The following is an 18,065-nucleotide window of genomic DNA, read 5'->3' as shown; positions in this document are numbered from 1 at the left end:
CTGAACGGGGCACGAGCGAGCGGAGGGTGCAGGTGAGAGGTCGATCCCGAGTCGGCGTGGGACTCCTCGTCGCTGCGCTCCTCGCCGTGGGCGGCGGGGTGCCGGCTGCCACCGCCGACACGAGCTACCCCAGCTGGGGCGACGTGCAGGCCGCGAAAGCGAGCCAGGCCGCCACGCAGGCGGAAGTCACGAAGATCGACCAGCTGCTTGGCCGGCTTCAGCAGCAGGCCGCTGCAGCGGCCGACCTTGCGATCAAACGGGCCGCGGAATCCGCCAAGGCCCAATCCGACCTCGCCGCTGCGACCGACAAGGCGACCAGGCTCGCGAAGAGCGCGGCCTCGGCCAGCGCATCCGCCCGATCCCTCAAGACCCAGAGCGGCGCCCTCACCGAGCAGCTGACGCGGATCAGCGGCGCCGACCTCACCATCCACCTGTTCCTCGACGGGTCCCGCGCTCCCGGCGCGCCGGACCTCCTCTACCAGCTCGGGGCGATGGCCGGGCTCACGAGCCGAGCGGGGGACCTCTTCACCAAAGCCATCCAGCAGCAGAACCTCGCCACGTCGCTCAGCGGCGACGCGAAGTCGGCCGAGGTGGCCCGCGCGTCGCTCGCCGTGAAGGCGCAGAAGGCGCTCGAGGCGGCGCAGGCGGCACAGCGCGCAGCGGATGCAGAACTCGCCACCCAGCGGACGCACGCCAAGGTTCTGTACGCGCAGCTCGCATCCCTGAAACGCACGACCGCGAAGGTCGAGGAGAAGTACGCCGAAGGCGTCGCGGCGGCGGCGGCACTCGCCCAGCAGCAAGCGAGCCAGGGCTCAGCGGACAGTTTCGCTCCTCCGCCCGGCGGCGTGGTCGTCGATCCTGCCGGTGCGCAGGCCTACGCGCAGAGCGTCCTGCCGTCCTACGGCTGGGGCGGGGACCAGATGTCCTGCCTGATCCGCCTGTGGAACCAGGAATCCGGATGGCGCGCCGACGCATACAACACGTCGAGCGGTGCCTACGGCATCCCGCAGTCGCTTCCCGCAAGCAAGATGGCGACGGCCGGACCCGACTGGCAGACGAACGCCCGCACCCAGATCAACTGGGGACTCTCGTACATCTCGCGCGCGTACGGGTCACCGTGCGGAGCGTGGAACCACGAGATGGGCTACAACTGGTACTGACTCGGCGAGATCAGGTACCACGAAAAACGCCAAAACGCGCTTTCGAAGCGTAATTCGTGGCACCCAATCGCGTGCCCGGCGGGGCTAGCTCGCGGGGGCGGCGGTGGGGGAGCCGCCGCTGCGGCGACGCGTGCGGCTGCGACGGCGCGGGGCGCTGTTGCCGTCGTGGTGCTGCGCACCGCCGCCGTCGTGGGTGCCGGACGCGGCGTGCTCGGCAGCGGGCTGGCCGTCGTGCGATGCGCCGGCGGATGCCGGGCGGCCGCCGCGTGTCCGCGAACGCGAACGGTTCCGGCTCTCGCCGCCCTCCGCGCGTGAGCCCTGCGAATCACGGGGACCGCGGGAGCCGGCGGACTCGACCTTGACGGCGGGGGTGCTCTTCAGCCGGCCCTTGGCGCCTTCCGGGATGTCCAGGTCGGAGTACAGGTGGGGGGACGATGAGTAGGTCTCGACCGGCTCGGGCTGGCCGAACTCGAGAGCCCGGTTGATCAGCGCCCACTTGTGCAGGTCGTCCCAGTCGACGAAGGTCACGGCGATGCCGGTCTTGCCCGCACGGCCGGTGCGCCCAGCGCGGTGGAGGTAGGTCTTCTCGTCTTCGGGGATGGTGTGGTTGATGACGTGCGTCACGTCGTCGACGTCGATTCCTCGCGCGGCGACGTCGGTGGCGATCAGGATGTCCTTCTTGCCCGCCTTGAACGCTGCCATCGCCCGCTCGCGCTGCTCCTGGTTGAGGTCGCCGTGCACGGCTGCGGCGTTGAACCCGCGATCGCCCAGCTCCTCCACCAGTTTCGCGGCGGCGCGCTTGGTGCGGGTGAAGACGACGGTCTTGCCGCGTCCCTCGGCCTGGAGGATGCGGGCGACCACCTCGTCCTTGTCGAGCGCATGCGCACGGTAGATGAGGTGCTTGATGTTCGCCTGTACCTGGCCCTCGTCGGGGTCGGTCGCGCGGATGTGGATGGGCCGCGTCATGAACCGGCGCGCGAGGGCGACGATCGGACCCGGCATCGTCGCAGAGAACAGCATGGTGTGGCGGGTCGCCGGTGTCTGGGCGAAGAGCTTCTCGATGTCGGCGAGGAAGCCGAGGTCGAGCATCTTGTCGGCCTCGTCCAGCACCATCTCGCGCACGTTGCCGAGGTTGAGCAGGCGCTGGCCGGCGAGGTCGAGGAGGCGCCCCGGGGTGCCGACGACGATCTGAGCGCCGGCCTTGATCTGCTCGATCTGGCCTTCGTAGGCCTTGCCGCCGTAGATCGCGACGACGCTGGTCGAGCGGTTCTCGGCCGCCTGCGACAGGTCTTCGAAAACCTGCACGCAGAGTTCGCGGGTGGGGACGACGATGAGGGCCTGGACGCCGGGCTTCGGGTCGAGCCCGAGGCGCTGGATGACGGGGAGGCCGAAGCCGAACGTCTTACCGGTTCCGGTCTTGGCCTGGCCGATGATGTCCTGGCCGTCGAGGGCGAGGGGGATGGTCTGGGCCTGGATGGGGAACGGTTCGACGATCCCCTTCGCTGCCAGCGCGTCGACCATGTCCTGGTCGATGTTGAGATCGGAGAAAGTCACGAATTGATGCCTGTCGGTTTGTTCACGAGGTCTACGCCGTCTTCTTTTCACAGGCGTAGGGCCGTCGATCCATGCCGACGGCATTCACAGCCTAGTTGATGCTCCTGTACAGACGGCGTTAAGGGGGATGCGGGCGAACTGCCCCGAGCACGCGCATCCGCCATCGCTACACTTGCGTACGTGTCAACCTGGTTCACCCGTCGCCGGCCACTGGTCGAGCTTCCCCGGCTCAAGCCGCGGTCGGAGCAGCCGCCTGCGACGAGGGTGGACCTGCACGAGATCGCCCCCGAACTCCTGCCCTACCTCGGACAGGCGGCCTACCTGCAGCTCGAGGCCTTCCAGACGCTCTCCCGCGTCGTCGGCGAAGTGCCCGACCTCGAGGCACGGGAGAGCATCGGCAAGGCGGCCGGTTTCGCACTGGCCAAGCATCAGGGACTGGTGGCCGAGATCCGCAGGCGCGGAGACGATCCCGCCTACGCCATGCAGCCGTTCGCCGACGCCATCGACGGTTTCAGTGCGATCACGACGGGCGCGGACTGGCAGGAGACCCTCCTGGCCGCCCATCTGACGGCAGGGCTCCTCGACGACTTCTTCATCCGCCTGTCCGCCGGCCTTCCCGGCGACTTCGGGCCCCGGGCGGCCCAGCTGCTCGGACTCGACTCGGGCCAGGACGAGGTGGTGCGCATCCTTCGCGACGCCATTGCAGAGGACCCGCAGCTCGCGTCGCGGCTGGCGATGTGGGGCAGGCGGCTCGTCGGCGACACGCTCCTCGTGGCGCGGTCCGCACTTCATCTGTCCGGCAACGCGCGCACGGACGAAGAGCGGACGGAACCGATCTTCACCGAACTGATCGCGGCGCACACCAGACGGATGGACGCCCTCGGCCTCACGGCCTGAACGAAGCGCCGTCGTCGACGACGCGGTGCCGACGTCAGCGTGCCGGGATGGGCGAGGCCTTCGAGAGTGTCGCGAGCAGTTTCGCGTCATGCGTGGTGCGCACCCGGCCCACGACCAGGTCGGTGACCACCACGATCGCAGTAGTGCCGAGCAGCGTGATGACCCAGATCCAGCCGCCGTCCCACTTCAGGCCGGCCCAGGTGAGTCCCTCCCACAGGACAGCCGAGGCGATCACGCCGATCGCTGGCATGAGCGCCGACCCGTGCGTGTGACGGTGCGGAAGGAGGTACCGCGCGGCGAGACCGATGATCGCGCCGGCGAGCGTGATGAACAGCAGCTCCATCGCTACCCTCCGCCTCAGCCCACGAATCCGATGCGGCGCGACTCCTCGGTGCCGATCTCGACATACGCGATGCCGGCGGTGGGAATCAGGTACACCTTGCCCTTGTCGTCCGTGAGCCGGAGGAAGCCGGTGCCGCTGGTCAGCGCGGCCGAGACCTGCTGCGCGATTTCGTCGGCCGTCTGGGAGCTCTCGAAACTGAGTTCGCGAGGAGCATTGAGGATTCCGATGCGGATGTCCACGTGTGGTGCCTTTCGAATCTGACCGGCGGATGTGAGTTCAGACTACGACACTCGGCCGACGGCGCTGCGTCACGTTCTCTGTCGGCGGACGCCGGTACGGTTCTGGTCATGACGACACGAGGTTTCCGGTCCCTGGCTCCGCGGGACACCGGCATCGGCGACCTCCGGCTCGACGAATCCCAGGCCGCCGTGCTCGACCTCGGCGACGGAGAATCGGCCGCGGTGCTCGGTGCTCCGGGCACCGGCAAGACGACGACCCTCGTCGAGGTGCTGGCGGAGCGCGTGCTCGATCGCGGCTACGCGACCGACGAGGTCCTCGCACTCACGGCATCCCGAACCTCGGCGACGCGGCTTCGCGACCGGATCGCGGTGCGCCTCGACGTGCCGACGAACGGCCCGCTCGCGCGGACGGCGACCTCGCTGGCGTTCCAGCTGGTCGGCCGGAGGGCCAGGGCCGCCGCCGTCGATCCGCCCAGGCTGCTGACCGGTGGGGAACAGGACCAGATCATCGCCGAGCTCCTCGCCGGCCACCTCGAAGACGGCAGCGGCCCCGTATGGCCCGAGCCACTCGGCGACGACGTCCGCGCGCTCCGCGGTTTCCGCACCGAACTGCGCGAGCTCATGGCGCGGTGCGTCGAGCACGGGGTGTCGCCGCACCGGCTCAGACGGCTGGCTGACGAAACGGGTCACGACCAGTGGCTGGCGGTTGCCGACTTCATCGTCGAATACCAGCGCGTCATCGACAGCTATCGAGGCGATTTCGTCGACTCCGCCGAACTCGTGGCCGAGGCGGTCTCGGTCGTCGCCACGGAGGGCGCGCTGGAGCGGCTCCGGCTGATCGTCGTCGACGATGTCCAGGAGGCGACCGTCGCGACGCTCTCGCTGCTGCGCGCGTTCGCCGCCCGCGGTGTGGCCGTCGTCGCGTTCGGCGATCCCGATGTCGCCTCGACGACGTTCCGCGGTGCCGAGCCGTCCGCCCTCGGGCGGCTGGACGCCACGCTCGGGATCCCTGTCGAGCGTTTCGTACTCACGACGGCGCACCGTCAGCCACCGGCGCTGCGCGAACTGACCGCACGGGTCACGGAGCGCATCGGCACCGCGGCGGCAGGTGTGCAGCGGCTCGCAGGCGCGGGGCGCGAGGCGAGCGCGGCGCCCGCGATCATCCGGATCGAGGCGTCGTCGGCGCCCGCCGAGGCCGGGCGTCTCGCCCGACGCCTGCGGGAGCATCACCTCTTCGACGGGGTGCCCTGGAACGACATGGCCGTGGTGGTGCGGTCGGGGGCGTTGGTCCCGGCGCTGGCGCGGGCGCTCGCCGTGGCCGAGGTCCCGACCCGCACCTCCGTCGCAGGACGCGCGCTCCGCGACGAATTCGCTGCCAGACAGCTGCTGACCCTGGCCGGCGTGGAGCTGGGCTCGGTCGAGCTGACGGCGACCGTCGCGTCCGACCTTCTGCTCGGGCCGTTCGGTGGCCTCGACGGGGTCGGGCTCCGGCGGCTGCGGCTGGCCCTGCGCCAGGAGGAGCTCGCCGGCGGAGGCAATCGGCCGGCCGACGACCTGATCGTCGACGCGCTGAACGCGCCGGGTCGCTTTGCCACCATCGACTCGTCCCCGGCACGACGAGCGTCGCGACTCGCCGAGACCCTCCACGCCGGACGGGCCCGTGGCGCCGACGGTGCGACGATCGAGGAGCTCCTCTGGCACGCCTGGGAGCGGAGCGGGCTCGCGAAGCGCTGGCTCGAACAGTCGGAGCGCACCGGCATCGTCGCCGACGAGGCGAACCGGCACCTCGACGGCGTGGTCGCCTTGTTCACAGCCGCCAGGCGCTTCGTCGAGCGCTATCCGGAGAGCCCGGCCTCGGTGTTCGTCGAAGAACTGCTCGGAGCAGAAGTGCCCGAGGACACGCTTGCTGCGCAGACGGCCTCGGATTCGGTGCTGGTGGGAACACCGAGCGCGACGATCGGTGCGGAATTCGAGGTCGTCGCCATCGCCGGCCTGCAGGAGAGCGTCTGGCCCAACCTTCGCCTGAGGGGGTCGCTGCTGCATCCCCAGAAGCTCGGAGACGCCGTCGCCGGGATCGCGGCCACCACGGTCGACGAACGCGCGCTGGTCATGGGAGACGAGCTCCGGATGTTCGCCCTCGCGGTCTCGCGGGCGCGCCGCCAGGTCATCCTCACGGCCACCGCGAACGACGAGGAGCAGCCGTCGCCGCTCCTGCGACTGGCGGGGGATCTCGCGGAGGACGACCATGACGACTCGGTTCATCCGCTCTCGCTTCGCGGGATGGTCGGCCGTCTTCGCCGCCGTGCCGTGGCGACCGGCTCGCCCGATGCGGTGGATGCGCTTGCCCGCCTCTCGGCAGCCGACGTACCCGGTGCGGATCCGGGCCAGTGGTACGGACTGATCGAACCCTCGACGACCCAGCCCCTCGTCGACCTCTCCGATCCGGAGGCCCGGGTGCGGGTCTCGCCGTCGAGGCTGGAGACCTTCGAGAAGTCGCCGCTCGCGTGGTTCATCGATGCGATGGCGTCGTCGCCGAGCGGGCTCGCAGCAGGCATCGGAACGGTGGTCCACGCCGTCATGGAACAGGTGAGCACCGATGACTCCGGCGACCTGAGCGTCGAGCGCATCTGGAGCGGCATCGAAGCGCGCTGGTCCGAGCTCCAGTTCGAATCGCCCTGGCTCGAAGAGAAGGAGAGACGCCGTACCCGGCGCCTGGCCGACGGGCTCTCCGAGTATCTCCGTGACTTCGACCGGAGCGGAGGCACGTTGCTCGGTTCGGAAGGCGCCTTCGAGCTGCCGGTCGGACGCGCGATCGTCAACGGGACGATCGACCGCATCGAGCGGACGCCCGAAGGAACCATCGTCATCGTCGACCTGAAGACGGGGAAGACTATTCCGAGCGCTGCGAAAGTGGCGGAGCATGCCCAGCTCGGCGCGTACCAGCTGGCCCAGGAGCAGGGGGTCGTCGAGCCGGGGGCGGGAATGCCTGCCGGTGGGGCGAAGCTGCTCTTCGTCGGCACCGGCGTTCGCGGCAAGAGCTATCGCGAAGCGGTCCAGGGACCACCCGACGAGGCAGCGCTCGACCGGCTGCGCGAACGCGTGTCGGCGGCTGCCGACGGCATGGCGGCGAACTCGTTCCTCGGAGTCGTGAATCTCGACGAACGGGACCCGCACGCGCGCTTCGAGTACCGCATCCATCTCGTACCGGCGGTGAGCGCATGACCGACGGGCGCGACGACGGCCTTCTCGACTGGGCGGTCGACGAGTCCGCCCTCGATCTCGTCGAGCAGGCGCTCGACGCGGAGGCAGGAGAGTACGAGCCGTCGCGTCGCCGCGTGAGCTCGGCCGACATCGCGGGAGCGCTCGGCCTCCCCATCCCGACCCCGCAGCAGCAGGCGGTGATCGAAGCCCCGCTCGCGCCGGCCATCGTCGTCGCGGGCGCCGGCAGCGGCAAGACCGAGACGATGGCCAACCGCGTGGTCTGGCTGCTCGCGAACGGGCATGTGCGCGTGCCGGAGATCCTCGGGCTCACGTTCACCCGGAAGGCGGCCGGGGAGCTCGCCGTGCGCATCCGGCGTCGCATCGACCAGCTCGCCGCCTCCGGCCTCGTGGAGCTCGATTCCGACCCGTTCGAGGCCCCGAACGTCGGCACCTACAACTCGTTCGCCAATGCGATCTTCCGTGAGAATGCGCTTCTGATCGGGAGGGAGCCGGAGTCCGCCGTGCTGAGCGAGGCATCGGCATGGCAGCTCGCGCGGCGCCTCGTCGTCTCGAGCGCCGACGAACGGCTCGTCGACCTCGAGAAGAGCGTCGACGTCGTCACCAGTGCCGTCATCGCGCTCAGCCGCGCCCTCAGTGAGAACGTCGCGGACGGTGCAGATGTCGAGTCGATGATCGCGAAGTTCGGAGCGCTGGCTGAGCTTCCGACCGGCAACGGACGCGTCAAAGAGATGTACGCATCCGTTCGGTCAGCCGTCGCAGTGGTCGGCTCGCTGGCCCCTCTCCTCGACCTGGCCGCACGCTTCGCCGCTGAGAAAGTGCGACGCGGATTCGTCGAGTACTCCGATCAGGTCGCCCTCGCCCTGCAGGTGTGCGATCGGCTGCCCTCGGTCATCGAGGACTATCGTGCGCGGTACCGGGTCATCCTCCTCGACGAATACCAGGACACGTCGGTGGTGCAGACCAGGCTCCTCTCGCGGCTGTTCGGCGGGCAGGCGGTCATGGCGGTCGGCGATCCACACCAGTCGATCTACGGCTGGCGCGGTGCGAGCGCGGCGAACCTCGGCCGGTTCTCCCTCGACTTCACCGGCAATCGGCCGGGGATCGCGCAGGGAGGAGCAGCGGAATACGCGCTCTCGACCTCGTGGCGCAATCCCTCCCGCGTGCTCGATGCGGCGAACGTGCTGGTCGGTCCGCTGTCGGCCGCGTCCCCGGTCCACGTCCATCGACTCGAGGCGCGTCCCGGCGTTCCTGCGGGCGACCTCGACGTGCGATTCGAACAGACGGTGGCAGACGAGGCGGAGGCGGTCGCGGACTGGCTGGCGAACCGGCTGGCGCGGCGCGACGACGACGGGCAGCCGCCGAGCGCCGCCATGCTCTGCCGCTCGCTCAAGAAGATCGATGTCTTCACAGAGGCCCTCGACCGGCGCGGTGTCCGCTATCACGTTCTCGGACTCGGCGGCCTCCTCGAGCAACCGGTGATCGCAGACCTGCTGAGCGCGATGCGCGTGATGCACGACCCGACCGCTGGGTCGGAACTGATCCGTGTGCTCTCCGGGGCGCGCTGGAGGATCGCTCCGAAGGACATCGCCGTTCTGCGGTCGGTCGCCTCCTGGCTGGCGGCCCGCGACCACCGCTTCCGCGAGCTCGACGCGTCGGTTCGCGAGCGGCTGCGTCAGTCGGTGGCAGGCGAAGAGTCCGCCTCCCTCGTCGACGCACTCGATTTCGTCGTCGAGGCGCCGGAGACCCACACCCAGCTGGCGTCGTTCAGCCCCGACGGCCTGAGCAGGATGCGCGAAGCGGGACGACAGCTCGGCTACCTGCGTTCACGCGCCGGGCTCGACCTCCTCGATCTCGTCACCCTCGTGCAACAGGAACTGATGCTGGACATCGAGGTCGCCGCCAACGAGAACGCGCAACTCGGCCAGGCGAGCCTCGACGCCTTCGCGGAACAGGTCGCCTCCTACCTGGCGAGTGATGAGCAGGCGACGCTCGGTTCGTTCCTCGCCTGGCTGGCCGAGGCTGAGCAGCGCGACAACCTGGCGCCCCGGAGCGAGGACGCGGAGCCCGGGACCGTGCAGATCCTGACCATCCACGGCTCGAAAGGGCTCGAGTGGGACATCGTCGCGGTGCCTCGGATGGTCGACGGCGAGTTGCCCGGTCCGCCCCGCAGTAAGAAGGGCTGGCTCGAGTTCGGCGCACTGCCTTACGAATTCCGCGGCGACTCGACTGAACTGCCCGTCCTCGGCTGGCGGTCGGCCCTCACCCAGAAGGAGTTCGACGACGCGCTCGCTGTATTCGAGGCCGAGAACGCCGAACGGCATGCGGCCGAGCAGCGGCGGCTGGCCTACGTCGCGGTGACGCGTGCGCGCGGCAGCCTGCTCCTGACGGGTTCGTACTGGTCGACGCAGACCCGTCCCCGGGGGCCGGGGCTGTTCCTCCTCGAACTGCAGAGTGCAGGCCTGCTCGCCGCCGACGCGTTCCCCGAGCCGGATGAGACGGACGAGAACCCGTACGCGCTCGCGACACAGACGGTGGCCTGGCCACTCGATCCCCTGGGAATGCGGCGGCCGCGGGTCGTCCGGGCCGCCCAGGCCGTCCGCGACGCGCAGGCACGTGGCAGCAACAGCGGCGGCAGCTATGCCGACGACATCGAACTGCTGCTCGCGGAGCGTGCGAAGCGCTCGGCGGGCGGCGACCGCATCGACCTTCCTTCGCGCATCCCGGCATCCCGGTTCAAGGACTATGTGACCGATCCGGCCGCGGTGGCGGCGGCGCTGCGGCGTCCCATGCCGGAACGGCCATACCGGCAGACCCGCCTCGGCACCCTCTTCCACGGCTGGGTGGAGCAGCGGTACGGCACGGCCGGCGGAGCATCCGACACGATCGACGCCTCGGCGGTCGAACTCGACGACCCGGCAGGCGAGAACATCGAAGCTGCGGAGCTGGAGGCACTCCAGCAGACGTTCGCCGCCAGCACCTGGGCCGACCGGCGCCCGGAGGAGGTCGAGATCGAGATCCACGTCGTGCTGGCCGGGCAGGTCGTCGTCTGCAAGCTCGACGCCGTGTACCGTGCCGACGACGGGATCCACGACTACCAGATCGTCGACTGGAAGACCGGCAAAGCCCCGCGCGACGCCGACGACCTCGAACGGAAGCAACTGCAGCTCGCGCTGTACCGGCTAGCATTCGCCCGCTGGAAAGGCATCGCGCCGGAGCGGATCGACGCCGTCTTCTACTTCGTCTCCGACGACGCCGTCATCCGGCCGGAACGCCTCTACTCCGAGAAGGAGCTGCGCTCGCTCTGGTCGTCGGTCACCGGCTTCATCCCGCCGGCGTGACCGTAGTCGTCTGCTGAACGGTCGCCCGGAGTCCGATCGAGCATCGCTTCGACATCCGAGACGGCCATGATCGGGCCGGTCGCGGTCGAAAGCGGGTTCGCGACGTTCGTGTGGACGCGGTCGACCAGCCCGTCGAGCATCTCCACCGCATCGTCGACGATCGACTGATTGCGCACCTCGCGGCCATGGAGCAGCCACCGCGCCACCTCGAGCTCCGCATAGAGCATCGCCCGCTGCGTGAACTGCCGGTCCGTCGTCACCTGGCGGGCGGCGCCGTACGCACCGAGGGCGCTCTCGGCGGCATCCGAATTCATCGCGAGCAGCCAGTGGAGGTCACGTGCCGGATCGCCGACACGGAGGGCGGACCAGCCGAGGACGGCGGAGATCGACTCACCCTCGACGAGGAAGGAGTCCGCAGTCAGCGCTCCGTTGATGACCGTGGGCTGGAACTGCCAGAGCGCGCCGTCCGCCGACGCCTCGCGCCACCGGTCTCGGAGGGCACTCGGAAGAAGTCCTGTGGCCGCCGCAGACTCGATGAGAGAGGTGGTGGACGTGTGGCACTCGGGGGCGCTCAGCACGGGCAGCCCGGCCTCCCCGACGAATGCCGTCGGAAGCGTGTGGATGGCCGCGATGGCGTGCCCGATCGCCCCGGCAAGTCCGTCACCAGGCGGAACGTCGTCCACGTCGATGTGGACACCGGGCAGGAAGCCGTACACGATCGCACGCGTTCCGCCGACCGGCGTCTGCCCGAGGAAAGTCGGGACATCGAAGGGAAGCCGGCTGCGGATCCCCGTGGTGAGTGCGCGAAGGGCGACGAGATCGGCGCTCTGCTCCGACTCGGCCGCCTGCGACGTGGGAACCCGGATGATGCTGGTGCTGCCGTCGCGCCCGCTGAGCAGTGCGGAATCGAAATCGCCCGCACCACCGGCCGTGAAGCTGCGGGCGCCCGACACCTCCAGCCCGGGAACGGCCGAGGTGGCCAGCGCGGCTAGAGTGAGATGGGATCTGGCCATAGCACCTAGGTTAAGTGGACATCCCCGGCACCCGTTGATCGCCACGCCTACCCAGCCGTTCGCGTCGGAAACGATCGTCATCCGTCAACCGTGAGAGGACCCCGATGTCGCGCTCCGCTCTCCGCGACCTTCCCCTGTCGCGCAGCGCTGTCGATCGCGATCATGAGGCGCGTTCCCGCCCCGCGCTTTTCGATGAGCTCTGGGCTGAGCCGACCACGCGGATCCTCCCGCTCTGGAGGGGGCGTGCGCTGGTGACCGCCGAGAGTGTCGCCGCCGCAACCCCCGGTTCGGACGGCTGGGGGACGGCCCGGGATGGTGAACGGGCCACGCTCGAACTGCTTCCCGTCGAACGCGTCACGTCCGCGCTCGTGCGGGTCTACCTCGGCCGCACCCTGGTCGAGGCACCCGGAGAGCCCGCCGGTTCGGCGATCGTCCTGAGTGTGCTCACCGACGCTGCGGCGACCGAGCTGGAACCCGACGAAACGCGATGGGCGAACCTCCGGACCGTGGGAACCGTGATGAGCGACCGTGATGCGGGTCTCTTCACCGAGGCGCTCGGGATCGCGAACTGGCACGCGTCGCACACCCATTGCCCGCGCTGCGGCACCCCGACCGTCGTCGAAAGGGGCGGCTGGGTCCGGCGATGCTTCGAAGACGAGACGGAGATCTTCCCGCGCACCGATCCCGCGGTGATCGTCAGCGTGCTCGACCAGGACGACCGCCTGCTGCTCGGTTCCAACGCGATGTGGGAGAACACCCGGTTCTCGCTGCTCGCCGGGTTCGTCGAGCCGGGCGAGTCGTTCGAAGCGGCTGTGGAACGGGAGATCTTCGAGGAGGCCGGAGTCCGGGTCGTCGACCCGGAATACCTCGGCTCGCAGCCGTGGCCCTTCCCTGCTTCGGTCATGGTCGGCTTCACGGCACGGCTCGCCCAGGACCAGGATCCTGATGCCCTCATGCCGGACGGCGACGAGATACTGGACCTCCGCTGGTTCACCCGCGACGAGGTGTGGTCGAACCGCGAGTTCGTCATTCTTCCCGGTCGTACGTCCATCGCCCGCGCGATCATCGAGGACTGGTACGGGGGACCGCTCGACGAGCCGCCGGCGCCCGCATCCGCCGGGGAACGATGACGCCCGAACACGTGCTCGCGGGGCTCGACGACCAACAGCGCGTCGCCGCGGAGGCGCTGCTCGGCCCCGTCTGCATCCTCGCGGGGGCGGGCACGGGCAAGACGCGCGCGATCACCCACCGGATCGCCTACGGGGTCGCGACCGGCGCATACACGCCCAACCGGGTCATGGCACTGACGTTCACCAGCCGTGCCGCCTCCGAGCTCAGGGGCAGGCTGCGCCAACTCGGTGCCGGCGGCGTCTCCGCGAGGACCTTCCACGCGTCAGCCCTCAGCCAGCTCAACTTCTTCTGGCCCCAGGTGGTCGGCGGCCAGCTTCCGTCGATCCTCGAGGGCAAGGCCAGGGTTCTCGGCCACGCCGCAGAACGCCTCCGTCTCAAGCTCGACACGGCGATGCTGCGCGACGTCGCGGCAGAGATCGAATGGCGCAAGGTCTCGGGTCTCAGCATCGACCAGTACGCGCACCGCATCGCCGGGCGATCCCTTCCCGGCTCCCTGACGGCCGATCAGGCGGTACTCCTCCAGCAGGCGTACGAAGACCTCAAGGATGAGCGGCGCCAGTTCGACTTCGAAGATGTCCTTCTCGCCTGTGCCGGGATGATCGAGACCGAGCCCGCGGTGGCCATGCAGGTGCGCGAACAGTACCGCTTCTTCGTCGTGGACGAGTACCAGGACGTCTCACCCCTGCAGCAGCAGCTTCTCGATCTCTGGCTCGGTGGCCGACGCGACGTGTGCGTCGTCGGCGACGCAAGCCAGACGATCTACTCGTTCGCGGGCGCCCGAAGCGATTTCCTGCTCGACTTCGAGCGACGCTACGAGGACGCCACGGTCGTGCGCCTTGAACAGAACTACCGGTCGACACCGGACGTGGTCGACGCGGCCAACCGGCTCATGCGGGGACGCCCGGGGGCGCTCACCCTCCACGCCGCTACCGCACACGGGGCGGGTCGCACGGAGCGGCCGGGGGCCGACCCGGCGACGCCGGATCCCGTTGCGTTCGCATCCGACCTGGCTGAGGCGCGTGGAGTCGCGCAGGCGATCGCGCAGCAGATTGCGGCCGGTGACCGGCCCGAAGACATCGCGGTGCTGTACCGGGTCAACGTCCAGGCCGCAGCCCTCGAGGCTGCGCTTGCCGATGTCGGTGTCAGCTACCAGATCAGGGGCTCGAAGCGCTTCTTCGACCTCCCCGAGGTCAAGCAGGCGGTGATGTCCCTGCGTGCGGCCTCCGTCTCGGTGACGGGCGAACCGCTCTTCAAATCGGTGAGCGATGTGCTCCGGTCGCTCGGTTGGAGTCAGGATGCGCCCGAAGCGCGTGGCGCCGTCCGCGATCGCTGGGAGTCGCTCAACGCCATCATGGGACTGGTCGACCAGCAACCCGCGGGCACGTCGTTCCGCAGCTTCACGGACGAGCTGATGGAACGCCAGGCGGGACAGCACGAGCCGACCGTCGCCGCGGTGACCCTGGCGACCCTTCACTCGGCGAAGGGCCTCGAGTGGGATTCGGTCTACCTGATCGGGCTCAGCGAAGGACTCGTGCCGATCAGCTACGCGAAAACGTTCGAGCAGGTCGACGAGGAACGACGCCTCCTGTACGTGGGGATCACCCGGGCGCGACGGCGCCTGCACCTCAGCTGGGCCGAAGGCGGCCAGCAGCGCGGCCCTCGTCAGCCGTCCCGGTTCCTGGCAGAGCTCGGCACCCGCACTCCGCGTGGTTCCGCACCTCGACGACGTCCGTAGCACCCGTCGCCCCGTCGTAGCGGATGCTCGAAGCGGCGAACCGACGCGACCCGCGCATCAGCCTGGCCAGCATCATCCGCGATGCCACGGCCGAGACCGCGGTGCTGACCAGCTCCGTCTCGAGTGCGGACGTCTTTTCCGACAGCTGCGTCGCGAGCGCCGCCCACGCGGGGTCGTCGTCCATGCGCCGGAGCTCCCGGCAGGAGAGGCACGGGCCTCTGCCCGGCTCGACGAGTGGCCCGATCGAAACGTTCCTGTCGCCGAAGACGACGGACAGGTGGGGGATGTCGCGGCGGAGCCACCGACCGTGTCGCTCGGGCACCACGGCGAAATGCGCGACGATCACGGCAGCGTCCACCCGGTCGACGTCGGCGATATCGCTCGTCACCGGGTACCCGCAGCTGCCGAGGATCCCCGCGATCCTGCGTGCGGTGGGACCGCCGCCGTCGAGGGCGACACGAGGGCGCACCGGGCCTGACGGCCGCGCCGGGGGACGCAGGACGGGCCTCAACCGGGCGAGCAGCGATTCGATGTCGACGGGTGCGCGCATGGTGTCCGCCAGCGCCTGGAGTCCGTCGCGGGTGACACCGCTATCGAGGTCGAAGAGGAGCCGCTCTTCAGCGTCGGTCACATTGCGAAGAACCAGCAGGCGCTGGTCGACGCCGAACTGCAGGTCTGTCGGAGTGCGCCACACGCGGGGGATACGAGGATCGAGCTGGAAGATCACCCCTGCATCATTCCGCGCACGGGGTGACCGCCGCAGAATCTCTCCACAATTTCTTACCCCTACTCCTCCGTCGGACGCTCCGTGTCGCCGCGAAGGAGGTCTTCGAGCGCCTGGTCGACGGCGTCGTACTCGGGCTCTTCGCCACTCGCCTCAGCAGTGAGTCGCGCGACCAGCGCCGACGGGTCGTCGAGGTCGGCTCCTGTGGGCATCAGGTCGGGATGCGACCAGAGCCGGTCGCGTCCGTCTGCGCCGACCGCCTCACTCACCGCTCTCCACATCGCTGCGGCCTCGCGAAGCCGGCGTGGCCGCAGTTCCAGTCCGACGAGGGTCGCGAACGCCGATTCGGCCGGTCCGCCGGAAGCGCGGCGGCGGCGGACCGTCTCCGCGATGGCGTCGGCCTTCGGGAGGAGCTTCGTCGCCTCGGCGGTGACGACGTCCACCCAGCCTTCGACGAGGGCGAGCACGGTTTCCAGCCGGGCGAGCGCCGCCTGTTGGGCCTCGGTCTTCGGCGGGATCAGCGCGCCGCTCACCATCGCCTCCCGGAGCTCCTCCGGGTTCGACGGGTCGAAACTCTCGGCGAGTTCCTCGAGGCGGTCCGTGTCGATGGTGATGCCCTTGGCGAACTCGGTGATGGAGGTGATCAGCTGGAGGCGAAGCCATTTCGCGTGGCGGAACAGCCGGGCATGGGCGAGCTCGCGCACCGCCAGGTAGAGCTGCACCTGGTCGTCGGGGATGTCGAGTCCCTCGCCGAACTCCGCGACGTTCTGGGGGAGGAGGGCGGCATGGCCGTCCTCGAGCAGCGGGATCCCGATATCGCCGCCCGACACGACCTCCTTCGCGAGCTGGCCGACGACCTGGCCCAGCTGCATGGCGAAGAGCGCGCCTCCGATCGAGCGCATGATCTGTCCGGCGTTCGCGAGCATCCCCTGCATCTCTTCCGGGGCCTGCTCCTTGAGCACCTGGGTGAGCGCATCCGAGATGCTGAGCGCGACGGGCTCGGCGAGCTGGGTCCAGATCGGCATGGTCTGGCGTGCCCATTCGACGCGCCCGATCAGCTGCGGCTGTGTCGTCAGCTCGGCGACGCTGGTCACGCCGTCGAGCCAGAGGGCGGCGACGTGGAAGGCCTGCTCGAGAGCGGCCCGTTCGGCCGGCTCCGTCGGACGCGCGTCGGCGCCCGCGAGGGTCCTGGCCTGCTCGAGCGCAAGGTCCCAGTTGATCCCGTCTCCATTGCTCCGGATGGCGTTCTGGAGCTGGCCGAGCAACTGGGCGATGCTCGCCGGATCGTTCGGAAGCCCCGCAGCGCCGGCGAGCTGGCTCGGGTCGATCGACGAATTGCCGGACAGGAATTCACGCAGCATGTCGCGGAATTCGTCGTCCTGGTCCTTGTTCGGATCATCGGCCATCGTCTCGCCTTTCGTATTGGCAACCTTTCAGGCGCAGAATCTACGCTAGCCCGTGATTCTGCGAAGCAGGATGGGAATTGGCCTAGGCTCAGGGGTTGGGTGTCCGCCCGTCGCGAACATCAGGAAGGCACATGCGTGGCACTCTTCACAGACGACGATCTGCAGCCTGCTCCCAGCACTCCGCCGGAGCGCATCCGGCCGAAGCGCAGCGTTATCGTCGGGTGGTCGTTCGTCGGTGCGGCATTCATCCTGACCCTCGTCCTGGCGCTCGTCCCTGCGCCGTACGTGATCGAGCAGCCCGGCCCGGTGTTCAACACCCTCGGCACCGACCAGCCCGTCGGCAGCACTCCGTCGAAGGATGCCAAGCTCCTCATCACGATCCCCAGCAAGACCACGTACCCGACCGCAGGCTCACTCGACCTGCTCACCGTGTCGGTCGTGGGCAACCCCGACTCCCTGCCGAGCTGGATCGAAGTCGCCTCCGCCTGGTTCACACCGAGCAAGGCGGTCCTGCCGGTCGACTCCGTCTTCCCGCCCGGGGTCACGACCGAGCAGAGCAACAAGGAGAACGCCCAGCTCATGGTCGACTCCCAGCAGGATGCGATCGCGGCCGCCCTGAACGAGCTCGGCTACACGTATCCGCAGGAGGTCGTGGTCAAACAGATCATCATGGGCTCGCCTGCCGATGGCGTGCTCAAGGTCGGTGACGAGATCATCACGGTCAACGGAGTCCACGTACCCGGAGTGCAGACCCTGAGGGACCTCCTCAAGAAGAACGGCGCCGGAAAGCCGGCGACGATCGGCATCATCCGCGACGGCAAGCCGAGCACCGTGCAGATCACGCCCGAGAAGAGCGGGCCGGCCGTCATCGTCGGGATCGGGGCGGGGATGCACTACTCCTTCCCGTTCGACGTGATGATCCAGTTGAACAACGTCGGCGGCCCGAGCGCGGGTCAGATGTTCGCGCTGGGCATCATCGACAAGCTCACGCCGGGCAAGCTCAACGGCGGTCAGCGGGTCGCCGGGACCGGGACGATCGACAACGAAGGCAACATCGGCGCCATCGGCGGAATCCGCCAGAAGATGTACGCGGCCAAGGGCGCCGGCAACACGTGGTTCCTCGCACCGCAGGTGAACTGCGACGAGGTGACCGGCCACATCCCGCCGGGGCTCACCGTGTTCGCGGTCAAGAAGCTCGACGACTCGCTCGCCGTGATGAAGGCGCTCAGCTCGCACTCGAGCACGGCGGCCTTCCCGAGGTGCCCGGCGTCCTGAGCTTTCTCCAAGCGTCCCGCGCCTAGGA

At 69.3% G+C, this 18,065-nt stretch carries 13 protein-coding genes; 7 read left to right on the top strand and 6 right to left on the bottom strand.

Translation table 11 applies throughout. The annotated features are described in order from the left end of the window. Positions 1–56: 56 nt before the first annotated feature. Positions 57–1,160, top strand: a complete 1,104-nt coding sequence (locus tag G3T36_RS13330; RefSeq protein ID WP_205245058.1) for an aggregation-promoting factor C-terminal-like domain-containing protein — start codon at positions 57–59, stop codon at positions 1,158–1,160. 84 nt (positions 1,161–1,244) lie between these two features. Here G3T36_RS13330 and G3T36_RS13325 read toward each other — a convergent pair whose 3' ends face one another. Then, positions 1,245–2,714, bottom strand: coding sequence for a DEAD/DEAH box helicase (locus tag G3T36_RS13325; RefSeq protein WP_163290213.1), 1,470 nt, complete (start codon positions 2,712–2,714; stop codon positions 1,245–1,247). A 180-nt stretch (positions 2,715–2,894) separates the two neighbouring features. On the opposite strand from G3T36_RS13325, the gene G3T36_RS13320 reads away from it, so the two are divergent. Beyond that, entirely contained in the window at positions 2,895–3,611 is a 717-nt protein-coding gene (locus tag G3T36_RS13320; protein ID WP_163290212.1) for a ferritin-like fold-containing protein, read from the top strand. A gap of 34 nt (positions 3,612–3,645) precedes the next feature. Here G3T36_RS13320 and G3T36_RS13315 read toward each other — a convergent pair whose 3' ends face one another. After that, the gene (locus G3T36_RS13315) at positions 3,646–3,954 is read right to left on the bottom strand and encodes a hypothetical protein (RefSeq protein ID WP_163290211.1); all 309 of its coding nucleotides are present in this window, start codon (positions 3,952–3,954) and stop codon (positions 3,646–3,648) included. A gap of 14 nt (positions 3,955–3,968) precedes the next feature. Then, complete coding sequence (locus G3T36_RS13310) at positions 3,969–4,193, bottom strand: DUF3107 family protein (protein ID WP_163290210.1); 225 nt, start codon at positions 4,191–4,193, stop codon at positions 3,969–3,971. A gap of 108 nt (positions 4,194–4,301) precedes the next feature. Here G3T36_RS13310 and G3T36_RS13305 point away from each other — a divergent pair, with 108 nt between their 5' ends. Beyond that, entirely contained in the window at positions 4,302–7,415 is a 3,114-nt protein-coding gene (locus G3T36_RS13305) for an ATP-dependent helicase (RefSeq protein ID WP_163290209.1), read from the top strand. Then, positions 7,412–10,753, top strand: coding sequence for an ATP-dependent helicase (locus tag G3T36_RS13300; RefSeq protein ID WP_163290208.1), 3,342 nt, complete (start codon positions 7,412–7,414; stop codon positions 10,751–10,753). Before G3T36_RS13305 ends, G3T36_RS13300 begins: the two co-directional genes overlap by 4 nt. Here the strand turns inward: G3T36_RS13300 and G3T36_RS13295 are convergent. Beyond that, entirely contained in the window at positions 10,690–11,766 is a 1,077-nt protein-coding gene (locus tag G3T36_RS13295; protein WP_163290207.1) for a phosphotransferase, read from the bottom strand. The two genes, G3T36_RS13300 and G3T36_RS13295, sit on opposite strands and share 64 nt — an antisense overlap. A 104-nt stretch (positions 11,767–11,870) precedes the next feature. Between G3T36_RS13295 and nudC the strand changes: the two genes are divergently transcribed. Together nudC and G3T36_RS13285 are read left to right on the top strand one after the other, a co-directional pair. Continuing rightward, the gene (nudC, locus tag G3T36_RS13290) at positions 11,871–12,896 is read left to right on the top strand and encodes an NAD(+) diphosphatase (RefSeq protein WP_163290206.1); all 1,026 of its coding nucleotides are present in this window, start codon (positions 11,871–11,873) and stop codon (positions 12,894–12,896) included. After that, the gene (locus G3T36_RS13285; protein WP_163290205.1) at positions 12,893–14,632 is read left to right on the top strand and encodes an ATP-dependent helicase; all 1,740 of its coding nucleotides are present in this window, start codon (positions 12,893–12,895) and stop codon (positions 14,630–14,632) included. The genes nudC and G3T36_RS13285 overlap by 4 nt, the downstream gene beginning before the upstream one ends. On the opposite strand, the gene G3T36_RS13280 is transcribed toward G3T36_RS13285, so the two are convergent. Beyond that, positions 14,523–15,359: a TOMM precursor leader peptide-binding protein gene (locus G3T36_RS13280; protein ID WP_163290204.1), complete on the bottom strand. Its 837-nt coding sequence runs from the start codon at positions 15,357–15,359 to the stop codon at positions 14,523–14,525. The two genes, G3T36_RS13285 and G3T36_RS13280, sit on opposite strands and share 110 nt — an antisense overlap. 59 nt (positions 15,360–15,418) lie before the next feature. Beyond that, entirely contained in the window at positions 15,419–16,762 is a 1,344-nt protein-coding gene (locus tag G3T36_RS13275; RefSeq protein WP_163290203.1) for a zinc-dependent metalloprotease, read from the bottom strand. A 135-nt stretch (positions 16,763–16,897) separates the two neighbouring features. On the opposite strand from G3T36_RS13275, the gene G3T36_RS13270 reads away from it, so the two are divergent. Continuing rightward, a complete protein-coding gene (locus tag G3T36_RS13270; RefSeq protein ID WP_163290202.1) occupies positions 16,898–18,037 on the top strand; it encodes a PDZ domain-containing protein in 1,140 nt (379 codons plus the stop codon). The last annotated feature ends 28 nt before the right edge of the window (positions 18,038–18,065 follow it).

Origin of the sequence: Leifsonia tongyongensis (assembly GCF_010686705.1) — a bacterium.
GTDB classification, from domain to species: Bacteria; Actinomycetota; Actinomycetes; order Actinomycetales; family Microbacteriaceae; genus Diaminobutyricibacter; species Diaminobutyricibacter tongyongensis.
The sequence above is the reverse complement of the archived record's forward strand: the minus strand, read 5'-3'. Positions and strand labels throughout refer to the sequence as shown.